Here is an 11,422-nt window from a genome sequence, read left to right as displayed (position 1 = left end):
CTTTAACCGTTAATGCGATAACTATGGCCGAGACTCCCTTACCATTGTCTAAACTCAATATCTTCTCCATAAAAAGCGTGCAAATGCGCACGTTTCATATTACCTGGCTTACTTTTTTTATTTGTTTTTTCGGGTGGTTTGGCCTGGCCCCGTTGATGCCGACCATTAAAGAAAACCTGCATTTAACCAAATCGCAGATCGGTAATATCGTTATCGCATCGGTATCGGGTACCATTATAGCCCGCCTGGTCATTGGCAAACTTTGCGATACCTGGGGGCCCCGCAAAACCTATACAGCCTTGCTGCTCATCGGGGCGATTCCGGTCCTGTGTGTGGGCCTGGCCAAAGACTATACTTCTTTTCTTTTCTTTCGTCTGGCGATAAGCATCATCGGTGCTTCCTTTGTGATCACACAATTTCATACATCCGTCATGTTTGCATCCAACATCAAGGGCACGGCAAATGCGGTGGCGGGTGGCTGGGGCAACCTGGGCGGCGGGGTAACCAACATGGTGATGCCGCTGTTATTTTCGGTCATTGTGGGCTTTGGTTATACCCAACAGGAGGCCTGGCGTTATGCAATGATCCTGCCGGGCGGTCTGATGCTGGTTGCCGCATTGTTGTATTATCGCTTTACTAAGGACACACCGGCTGGTAACTATGATGAAATGCAGCGGGCGCAACCGGCGGTACGTACTAAAACAGATTACAGCGTTTTAAAAGACAGACGGATCTGGGCGCTGAGCCTGGCATATGCCATGGGTTTTGGTATGGAAATCACTTTTGATAATGTGGCGGCGCTTCATTTTACACAAAACTTTAATCTGAGCCAAGCTGCTGCCGGCTTCTGGGCGGGTATGTTTGGCATGATGAACCTTTTCGCAAGAGCGCTGGGGGGCATTTTTGCCGATAAGATCGGCCGTAAATACGGCATAAGGGGCAAGGGCCTCTTTTTAGCCGCAATGCTGCTCCTGGAGGGGATCGGTCTTGCACTATTTGCAAAAGCCGGTTCGCTGCCACTGGCTATCGTCTCCATGATCAGTTTTGCTTTGTTCCTGAAAATGGTGAACGGCGCTACCTATGCGATGACTCCTTTTATCAATACGAAAAATGTAGGCCTGATCAGTGGTATCGTGGGCGCAGGCGGTAATATCGGCGGTATGTTGTTTGGCTTTTTATTCAAAAGCGAAACCATCAGTTATGCAGAAGCATTTAGTTATATCGGGTTTATGGTCATCGCAGCAGCATTTATTATTTTATTTACCCGTTTTGCAAAACAGCGGGCGACCGCATCAGCCACCACAACGTTAAAACCTATTGTTTCATAAGCCGGTTCATTATGCATCACCCAATCAATGCTCATGAAAATAATACTACAACCTGCTGCTATTGCGGCGTGGGTTGTGGCATTGTGGCGCATAAGGATCAACTGGGGCGGCTGCAGGTGGAAGGTGATAAAGACTATCCGGTTAACAAAGGCATGCTTTGCAGTAAGGGAATGAACCTCCATTATACCGTGAACGATTACAGCGACCGGTTGCTGTACCCCGAAATGCGTTATAGTCGCAACCTGCCGCGGCAGCGGGTTTCATGGGAAATGGCATTGGAACGAACCGCTGCAGTATTTAGAACACTTATCGATAAATACGGGCCTGACTCGGTGGCTTTTTATGCCTCCGGCCAATGTCTTACCGAGGAATACTACATTGTAAACAAACTGATAAAAGGCTACATCGGCAGTAATAATATCGATACGAATTCCCGGTTATGCATGAGCAGCGCGGTGGTGGGCTACAAAATGAGCCTGGGGGAAGACAGCGTACCGGTGAGTTATGAAGACCTGGAGGTGGCTGATGTTATTTTTGTTGCCGGCGCCAACCCGGCCTGGTGCCATCCGGTTTTATGGCGGCGGGTGGAGGCAGCGCGGCAAACCAATCCGGACCTGAAGATCATTGTGAGTGATCCCCGGAAAACCCAGACCTGTTCCATAGCCGATGTGCACCTGCAGCTTCATCCCGGAACGGATATTACCCTGCATCATGCCATCGGGCGGGCACTGATTGAAAAAGGATACATCGACGCAGATTTTGTCAACGATCATACGGAAGGATTTGCTCAATACCGGAAGCAGGTTTTTTCAAAGACCATTGCCGAAGCGGCACAGGTCTGCGGCGTTGAAGAAGAAGCCATCAGGCAAGTGGCTGATTATATTGGCCGGGCCCGCGGATTCATGACGCTATGGACGATGGGCCTCAATCAGAGTGTGGTGGGCGTGAATAAGAACCTCTCGCTTATCAACCTCAACCTTATCACCGGGCATATTGGCAAACCCGGCTCCGGCCCTTTGTCTTTAACCGGTCAGCCTAATGCTATGGGTGGCCGCGAAGTAGGGGGCTTAAGTAATCTGTTGCCGGCGCATCGGGACCTGCTTAACGTACAGCACCGCCGGGAGGTAGAAGATTTTTGGGGAATAAGGCCTGGCACCATTTCAGACAAACCCGGTCTCACCGCTACAGAAATGTTTGATGCACTCGAAGACGGGCGGCTGAAAGCGATCTGGATCCTTTGTACCAATCCGCTTATTAGTTTGCCCGACGTCCGCAAGGCGGAAGCCGCACTGAAGAAAGCAAAATTTGTAGTGGTGCAGGAGATCAGCAATAAACCCGAAACCCTGGCATACGCGGATGTGGTATTGCCGGCCGCTGCCTGGACGGAGAAAGAGGGCACCATGACCAATGCAGAACGCCGCATCAGCTATCTGAATAAGATCATGGAAGCACCGGGAGAAGCATTGCCCGATGCCACAATACTTTGTCGCTTTGCTCAAAAAATGGGATTTACCGGTTTTGATTTTGAAAATACAGCAGCAATTTTTAATGAACATGGCGCACTAACGGCTGGAACACGTATGGATATCAGCGCGCTGAATTACGAGTTGCTGAAAGCGCGCCGCAGCGTGCAATGGCCGTTTACCGAGGCCGCCGGAAAGCAGGGTACCTCCCGGCTTTTTGAAGACCATCAATTCTACACGACATCTCACCGGGCGCAGATCCACTCGTTCCCGGACGACAATCATTCTGAAACGCCATCACCCGATTATCCGTTGATCCTTACCACGGGCCGCATCCGCGATCAGTGGCATACCATGAGCAAGACCGGAAAAGTAAATAAACTGAAGCAACATATTTCCGAGTCGTTTTTAGAAATACATCCTGAAGACGCCACACCGCGTCAGATAAAAGAAAACGACCTGGTAGTAATAAAAAGCAGGCGCGGCGAAGTACGTATAAAAGCCAGACTGTCCGACACCATCAAACAGGGGGTCGTTTTTTTACCCATGCATTGGGGCAAAATCTTGGGTAAAGACGGCAACAGGGCCAACAATCTCACCAATAATTTGGTAGACCCTAAAAGCAAGGAACCGGATTTTAAATTCTCGGCCGTGGCCGTGTACCGCTACCAGAAACCAAAACAAAAGATCATTGTGATCGGCGCAGGTGCGGGCGCCTGTGGTTTTGTAAAAAGTTATCGGCAGCTTAATGCTGAAGATACGATTGAAGTATTCAGCAAAGAAAATCACCCTTTTTATAACCGCGTGCTGTTGCCGGATTATATTACGGGTACGCTTCAATGGAGCAACCTTGTCAAAATGAGCAGCGAAGAAGAAGCGGAGTATCGCATCAAACTGCACAGAGGCGTAAGCATTACAGCTATCGACCGGGAAGCCAAAACCGTCACGGATACTAACGGATCGCTGCATCATTATGATATACTCATCCTGGCTACGGGGAGCCGTGCTGCATTGTTAAAAGAGGTTCCCCCAATAAAAGGTATTTTTACCATGCGCAGCAGGACAGATGCAGATGCCTTTAAAAACCATTTAGCGCCCACGAGAGGAAAAGTGGTCATTGTAGGCGGCGGCTTGTTAGGAGTGGAGTTGGCAGCTTCTTTACGCGAAGCAAGTACGGAAGCGATCTTGTTGCATCGCTCCTCCCGCTTAATGGACCGCCAGCTCGATCCCCTGGGTAGCCAGTTGCTCCAGGAAGAATTGGCCGATAAAGGTGTGGAACTGTATTTTAATGATGAGATAGAGCGCTTCACCGGCACTGGTGTTATTGATGGCATACGCCTGAAAAGCGGCCGTTTTATTCAATGCCAGGCAATTGTATTTGCCATTGGCACGATACCCAATATTGAACTGGCCAAAACCTGCGGATTGAGCTGCCGCAGAGGGGTCATTGTGGATGACTATTTACAGACCAATGATCCAAACATTTTCGCCATTGGTGAAATAGCTGAATTTAAAGGCATGCTTTACGGTATTACTGCGGCCGCTGAACAGCAGGCGGAAATTGTAGCGCAATACCTCAACGGGGATATTGCCCGGTTTTATACCGGCTCCCTGCTGATGAATATTTTAAAAATGCACGGAACGGATCTGTGCTCACTGGGCGTTACGGAATGTCCTGACGACCCGGCCTATGAAGAAGTGGTGTTTATCGACAAGGCCAAGCGCTTTTATAAAAAATGCATCATTCATAACGACCGCCTGGTGGGCGCTATTTTGATCGGGGATAAAAATGAATTTCTGGAATACCGTTCTTTAATTGAAGGCAAAACAGAGCTCAGTGAAAAACGGCTGCAGTTGCTGCGATCGGGCAAGATGCAGGAGCCCGTAATAGGAAAGCTGGTTTGCAGTTGTAATAATGTGGGGGAAGGCAATCTTGTTAATAAGATTAAAGAAGGATGTAAAGATCACCTGCAGCTTTGCCAGCTTACGGGCGCAGGCATGGGCTGTGGCAGTTGCCGCCCCGAGGTAAAACAAATACTGGAAACAATAACAACTATTAAAAAGGAGCAGCCCGCTTTGCCCAGCCCCCAATTCGTATGAGCACACCGGTTACCATAAAAATCAATTTCCGCGGCGGCATCATTTCGCCGGGCGACCTGCATCAGGTCCTTTCCATCACAGAAGGCACGGGCATAGAGCAGGTGTGTTTCGGACTGCGGCAGCAACTCCTGATCAGCGGCACTAAAAAACAGGGGGCAGCACTTGAAGATCAGTTGCGCCGTGCTGGGATCTTATATGAAATTGATACCGATCATTTTCCGAACATAATCAGCTCCTACCCTGCGGAAGATATTTTCATTATGCATACGTGGCTGAGTGAAGGAGTATACAAAGACATTTTTGATGAAATGGATCATATCCCCCGGCTCAAGGTTAATATCTGCGACAGCAACCAGAGTTTTACTCCTTCGTTAACGGGCAATATCAACTGGGTGGCAACTGCCGGGTCTCCCCATTTCTGGCATTTGTTTGTTCGTTTTCCAAAAACCAACATTATTTACGAATGGGATGAACTGCTCTACACCAATGATATTCCGAGATTCTCGAAGGAACTGGAGGCACAGATCTTAAACAACAAACACCTGTTTTACGATCAGCCAGATGCCAGTGGGGAGGTGCTTTTCAGCCGAATAAAAAAAGAACAGTTCATTACAAAGAAAGCAGTTCATCCGGCATTATTACCCCAGTTTAACCTGCCATATTACGAAGGATTGCACCGGCATAACAATAAATACTGGTTGGGCGTATACCGGCGGGATGAACTGTTTTCCATCGCATTTTTAAAAGACCTTTGCCAGATCTGCCTGCAGACAAAGATTGGTCAGCTCTGCTCCACGCCATGGAAAAGCATTATCGTAAAAGGCATTGAGGAAAGAGACAAACACTTATGGACCGACCTGCTGAATATGCATGCATTGAATATGCGTCATGCCGCTAATGAATTGAATTTTCAGGTAGAGGATGGCAACAGGGAAGCGACGGCATTAAAACAATATCTGGTAAAGAAATTAAACGATCAGGATACCCGGACTTTTGGCCTATGCATCGGTATAAAAACCAGAAATAAAAGCGAAGTGTTTAGCAGCATACTGGTAAAACGTAAGCCTGTTATTGCATTGTGGGGTAAAGCCTTATTTTATCTTTATGATATTCTTTGCGCGCAGGCGTACAATCCTAATGAGCGAACAGGATTTGTATTTAGTCGCAATAAGCCGAAGTTTCTGTTGGGGCGGGCATTGCGGAATTCGGTTTTTGATTTCTATAAAACCAGCAGGAACAATACGGTACTGCCTCACACCATTGATGTGCCAAAGGATATAGCTATAGTACAAAAAGAAGAATGGGTGCATCAATGTAAAAATTGCCTGACGGTATACGACCGTCATACCGGAGATCCCGGAAATCGTATCGCAGCAGGAACCGCATTTGAAGCATTACCGGAAACCTACGCGTGCCCTTTGTGCGAGTCGGGTAAACCGGATTTTATAGAGATTAAAAAAGCATCATTAGGCCTGCAGTCCGTTTAGTTCCGTATGTGTATTAAAATTCCGGAAGCTGGGTTGTTGATCGTCACGGATCGGGATGGTACTGGTTTTGAATTGTTCCAGCACATATTTCATGCTGAATTGCTGCAACTCCTTTCTTTTTGCCCGGTTCAGTATCGTTTGTAACCCTGCGGCCGTATAAATGCCACAAAGCGGTTCCGGCGCCCCGGCATTTATAAAAACAAAAGCGTCTGCTTTTTGCGGGCTAAAAGCCTGGTAAAGTTCTTTGAGTAATGAAGGATCCATTAACGGCATATCACAGGCGAGTACGAACAGGTCTTCATCAGGATACTGCAGGTGTACGCTTAATAATCCCAGCAGGGGGCCCTTTACCCGGATGGTGTTGTTGTCTGTAACCAGGAATGTGGAATCAAATACCTGTGCATATGCTGCTTGTTGTGCGGCATTTACAGAGATGCGAACCGGTAATTGCAGCAGAATAAATTTGTTAACAGCCGTCTGTGCCCATGTTTGCGCCTCCAGTGGCAGCAGCCCTTTGTCGCTGCCCATACGGGTACTTTGCCCGCCGCATAAAACAACTCCCAGCATTTGTTAAACCTTAATTTTAGTTCTTTTCAGCGCCTGATTTTTTAGTAAATTTAGGGATCAAATTTTATTAAAACTACAGGGAATGGAGGGTCTACAATCAGCTTCCGCGAAACAAGTGCCGGTGCAGCGCGTAAACGGTTCCGTCAGTTCATTATTTTCAGACCTGTTGTCCGTAGAAGAGCCATTGGAGATCAGCATCAGCTATGGCCCGTTGGCAATGCGGGAACAGAAAAATATTTCTGTTACGATGCGCACACCGGGAAATGATCGGGAACTGGCGGCGGGGTTTTTATTTACCGAAGGGATCATTGGTTCCCGCCGGGATATAGAAGATCCTGATCAAGAGGGAATGGAACGTTCACTGCCCGGTCAGCATATAATACAAGTAGCGCTCAATGAAAATTGTATACCGCAACTGCAGCAGTCCGACCGGAATTTTTATACCACTTCCAGTTGTGGTGTATGCGGAAAAAGTTCCATCCAATCGATTAAAACAGTAAGTCCTTTTAGCAAATCAGACCGGTCTTACTTAACACTTGTGCCGGACACACTGTATCAATTACCGGGAAAGCTTAGAGCGGCTCAGAGCGGCTTTGCTGCTACCGGGGGTATCCATGCTTCGGGCCTTTTTACTATTGATGGGGAGTTGCTGTTGCTGCGCGAAGATGTGGGCCGGCATAATGCATTGGATAAACTGATCGGCAGTGCATTGATAAGTGATCTGTTGCCACTGAGCCAACATATTTTATTGCTCAGCGGAAGGGCAAGTTTTGAATTGATCCAGAAAGCCGCCATGGCCGGCATTGCAGTAGTGGCTGCTATCGGAGCTCCGTCAAGCCTGGCGGTGGACCTTGCAAAAGAATTTGATATTACGCTTTTAGGGTTTTTGAAAGAGAGCCGTTTTAATATTTATCATTTGAGTGAAAGGGTAAAGATGCCGGTGGCAGAAGAAGTTAGTAACCGGTAAAACGGGTCTTTGATTTCCCGCAGATTCTGCGCAGATAAAATACACGCAGATTTGCGCAGATCATTATCCGCGAAAATCTGCGGGAAATAAATTCATCGTAATGATTATAAACGTATTTCATGGAAAAAGATAGTAATAACAAGCACCTACCCGATCCGGAGAATCCATACAAACTCCTGGACCTGAAATTGACAAAGGTGGAAAAATGGGCTGCCGGAGTGCCCGCAGTAATGGCCGCCGTTAGTGACCTTATTGGAGAGAAGACATTGATACGGGGCACAAGGGCCTTGTTTAAAATGAACCAGGTGGGTGGTTTCGATTGCCCGAGCTGTGCCTGGCCCGATCCGGATGACGAGCGGTCTCCCCTGGGTGAGTATTGCGAAAACGGAGCAAAAGCATTGGCGGAAGAAGCCACTACCAAAAAGATCACCGCGGAGTTTTTTAAAGAAAACTCGGTTTATGATCTTGCCCAACTGGATGATTACTCCATTGGTAAAATGGGCCGGCTGACGGAACCTATGTATATGCCGCAAAATGGCACGCACTATCAGCCGATCAGTTGGGACGATGCTTTCAAAAAAATTGCGGCGCACCTCAATGCATTAGCTACGCCTGATGAAGCGGCGTTTTATACTTCCGGAAGAACGAGCAACGAAGCTTCGTTTATGTATCAACTCTTTGCAAAAGAATATGGCACCAATAATATGCCCGATTGTTCCAATATGTGCCACGAAACCTCCGGTACGGCCTTGCGCCCTACGATCGGGATCGGAAAGGGCACGGTAAAGCTGGAAGATTTTTATGATACCGATGTGATCATAATCATCGGGCAAAACCCCGGTACCAATGCACCCCGGATGATGAGCGCACTGGAAAAAGGGAAAAAGAACGGGGCTAAGATCATAGCCATCAACCCCCTGCCCGAAGCAGGATTGTTGGGTTTTCATAACCCTCAGCAAATAAGTGGCATCATTGGTAATGGCATAAAGCTGGCTGATTTATACCTGCCGGTGAAGATCAATGGGGATATGGCCTTGCTAAAGGCCCTTGAGTTGTTGCTGCTCGATTTTGAAAAGAAATCGCCGGGAGAGGTTCTCGATCATGCATTCATCGGAGAAAAGACTACGGGGTACGAAGTGTTCCTTAAGCAATTTGAAGCGTATAACCTGGAGGAGCTGGCAACCGCTTCTGGTGTTTCAGCGGCTTTATTGTATGAAGCAGCGCAAATGATGGCATTTAAAAAACGGATTATCGTATGCTGGGGAATGGGGCTTACGCAACAACCCAATGGGGTGGATATGATCAAAGAGATCCTCAACCTGCTGTTGTTGAAAGGAAGCATCGGCAAACCCGGCGCTGGCGTTTGTCCGGTGCGGGGCCATAGCAATGTACAGGGTAACCGTACCATGCTCATAGATGAAAAACCCACCGATGAGCAGCTCGACCGGCTGCAACACTTTTTTGGGTTCAACCCGCCGCGCAAACACGGGTATGACGTGGTACGGGCTATTAAAGCCATGCAGGAGGGAAAAGTAAAATTCCTTTTTTGCATGGGGGGAAATTTTTTGTCGGCCACGCCGGACACCACCTACACCGCACAGGCGTTGAGAAAATTAAATCTGACCGTTTTTGTTTCTACCAAACTAAACAGGAGCCACCTGATCCACGGGAAAGAGGCGATCATACTACCCACCCTCTCGCGCAGCGATATTGATAGGGTAAATGGCACCCACCAGATCGTAAGCACGGAGAATTCAATGGGCGTGGTACAATCCTCAAAAGGGGTGCTGAAACCGGTATCAGATCATCTTATTAATGAAACGCAGATCGCCTGCCGCATGGCGATGGCAACGCTCGGTAACAAAACTGTGGTGAACTGGCAGCTATATCATGATAGCTATGATGCTGTTAGGGATGCTATTGAAAAATGCATCCCCGGGTTTGAAAATTACAATGTGCGGGTGCGGCAAAAAGATGGTTTTTACCTGCCCAATGCCGCACGGGACGGGCAGTTCCTTACAAAGCAATTTGGTGATCGTGCTCCTTTTACCTTAACTACGGTTCCAGACAATACGCTCGCTCCGGATGAATATATGATGGCCACCACGCGCACGCATGATCAGTTCAATACTACTATTTATGGTTTAGACGACCGGTACCGGGGGATAAAGAATGAGCGGCGGGTGATCTTTATGAATCAAAAGGATATTGATCTGGCAGGATTTAAAGCCGGCGATAAGGTAGACCTGTTCAATTATGATGATGGCATCGAACGTATCGCGCCACTATTCATTATTGTAGCGTACCAGATACCGGAGCGGAACACCGTTACCTATTTTCCCGAAACCAATGTGCTTGTTTCTGTCAATAATGTGGTAAAGGAAAGTAATATGCCGGCATCAAAATATGTAAAGATCAGGATAAAAAAACACGACCCTGAAATATATAAACGGATCAATCAATTGTGAGGATGAAGCGGTGTAAGCTATTTATGATCGATAAAAAATTTATGTAAAATAAACCATGCTTATTGACCAACATAACCGGGTGCACAATTACCTGCGCATTTCCTTAACGGACCATTGTAATTTCCGTTGCCTGTATTGCATGCCGGAGGGGTATGATAGTTTTACCCCGCCACAACGCCTTATGCAGGCGGATGAGATCGTTCGCATTGCTCAAACCTTTGTGCAATTGGGAGTGAATAAGATACGGCTCACCGGCGGCGAACCATTGGTTCGGAAAGATGCCGGAACTATTATTAAATCCCTGGGGCAGTTGCCCGCTGCGCTTACATTAACCACTAATGGTGCTTTGCTGGATGTTTTTGCTGATGCCTTGCAGCAATCTGGCGTTTCTTCGGTCAATATCAGCCTGGATACGCTGGATGCCGATAAATTCCGGATGATCACGCGCCGGAACAGCTTTAACAGGGTGATGAATAATATCCGGCTGATGCTGAGCAGCAATATGAAGGTGAAAATAAATGTAGTGATTATTAAAGGGGTTAATGAACAGGAGGTGAACGATTTTGTGGCATGGACAAAAACAGAGCCGGTACATGTTCGGTTTATAGAGTTCATGCCTTTTGACGGGAACCGCTGGAACGGGAACAAAGTGGTTACCTGGAAAGATATCCTGGATGCTGTTTCAACACGATTTGTATTTAATGAATTGCCGCACACAAAACATGAAACGGCTAAAGCCTACCAGGTACCCGGGCATACCGGCAGTTTTTCGGTGATCACTACAATGAGCGCCCCGTTTTGCAGCGATTGCAACCGCATCCGGCTGACAGCGGACGGGAAGCTGAAGAATTGCTTATTCTCTCAATCCGAAACAGATCTTTTAACACCGTTACGTAACGGCGAGGCTCTTGTACCGCTCATTGAGCAAAGCATTTATAAAAAAGCAAAGGCATTAGGTGGTCAGTTCGATGATTTTCATCAACTGGAGGCCGAAGCATTACATAACAGAAGTATGATCGCTATTGGTGGATAACCTTTTAAT

General features: G+C 47.5%; 7 protein-coding genes. 6 read left to right on the top strand and 1 reads right to left on the bottom strand.

Features of this window, described 5'->3' with window-relative positions:
- The first annotated feature begins 83 nt into the window (after positions 1 to 83).
- The 3 genes from NIASO_RS15290 to NIASO_RS15280 are packed head-to-tail and all read left to right on the top strand — an operon-like array spanning position 84 to position 6,378.
- Positions 84 to 1,328, top strand: coding sequence for a NarK family nitrate/nitrite MFS transporter (locus NIASO_RS15290; protein ID WP_008587308.1), 1,245 nt, complete (start codon positions 84 to 86; stop codon positions 1,326 to 1,328).
- A gap of 11 nt (positions 1,329 to 1,339) precedes the next feature.
- Entirely contained in the window at positions 1,340 to 4,891 is a 3,552-nt protein-coding gene (locus NIASO_RS15285) for a nitrate reductase (protein WP_008587306.1), read from the top strand.
- Entirely contained in the window at positions 4,888 to 6,378 is a 1,491-nt protein-coding gene (locus NIASO_RS15280) for a rubredoxin (RefSeq protein ID WP_008587304.1), read from the top strand. The genes NIASO_RS15285 and NIASO_RS15280 overlap by 4 nt, the downstream gene beginning before the upstream one ends.
- On the opposite strand, the gene mobA is transcribed toward NIASO_RS15280, so the two are convergent.
- A complete protein-coding gene (gene mobA, locus NIASO_RS19765; protein WP_008587303.1) occupies positions 6,358 to 6,945 on the bottom strand; it encodes a molybdenum cofactor guanylyltransferase in 588 nt (195 codons plus the stop codon). The two genes, NIASO_RS15280 and mobA, sit on opposite strands and share 21 nt — an antisense overlap.
- Positions 6,946 to 7,027: 82 nt before the next feature.
- Here mobA and fdhD point away from each other — a divergent pair, with 82 nt between their 5' ends.
- From fdhD to moaA, 3 genes are all read left to right on the top strand, one after another.
- Entirely contained in the window at positions 7,028 to 7,912 is an 885-nt protein-coding gene (gene fdhD / locus NIASO_RS15270; protein WP_008587301.1) for a formate dehydrogenase accessory sulfurtransferase FdhD, read from the top strand.
- Between the two features lie 119 nt (positions 7,913 to 8,031).
- Complete coding sequence (locus NIASO_RS15265; protein ID WP_008587299.1) at positions 8,032 to 10,380, top strand: FdhF/YdeP family oxidoreductase; 2,349 nt, start codon at positions 8,032 to 8,034, stop codon at positions 10,378 to 10,380.
- 55 nt (positions 10,381 to 10,435) lie between these two features.
- Entirely contained in the window at positions 10,436 to 11,413 is a 978-nt protein-coding gene (gene moaA / locus NIASO_RS15260) for a GTP 3',8-cyclase MoaA (RefSeq protein WP_008587297.1), read from the top strand.
- Positions 11,414 to 11,422: the final 9 nt, after the last annotated feature.

The sequence above is a fragment of the Niabella soli DSM 19437 genome (assembly GCF_000243115.2).
Classification (GTDB): domain Bacteria; phylum Bacteroidota; class Bacteroidia; order Chitinophagales; family Chitinophagaceae; genus Niabella; species Niabella soli.
This window is presented reverse-complemented; position numbering and strand designations above follow the sequence as displayed.

What these genes read in the sequence shown, in the direction of transcription:
- NIASO_RS15290 (WP_008587308.1), top strand. Translation starts at nt 84, where the DNA reads ATGCGCACGTTTCATATTACCTGGCTTACTTTTTTTATTTGTTTTTTC.
- NIASO_RS15285 (WP_008587306.1), top strand. Translation starts at nt 1,340, where the DNA reads ATGCATCACCCAATCAATGCTCATGAAAATAATACTACAACCTGCTGC.
- NIASO_RS15265 (WP_008587299.1), top strand. Translation starts at nt 8,032, where the DNA reads ATGGAAAAAGATAGTAATAACAAGCACCTACCCGATCCGGAGAATCCA.
- fdhD (WP_008587301.1), top strand. Translation starts at nt 7,028, where the DNA reads ATGGAGGGTCTACAATCAGCTTCCGCGAAACAAGTGCCGGTGCAGCGC.
- moaA (WP_008587297.1), top strand. Translation starts at nt 10,436, where the DNA reads ATGCTTATTGACCAACATAACCGGGTGCACAATTACCTGCGCATTTCC.
- mobA (WP_008587303.1), bottom strand. Translation starts at nt 6,945, where the DNA reads ATGCTGGGAGTTGTTTTATGCGGCGGGCAAAGTACCCGTATGGGCAGC.
- NIASO_RS15280 (WP_008587304.1), top strand. Translation starts at nt 4,888, where the DNA reads ATGAGCACACCGGTTACCATAAAAATCAATTTCCGCGGCGGCATCATT.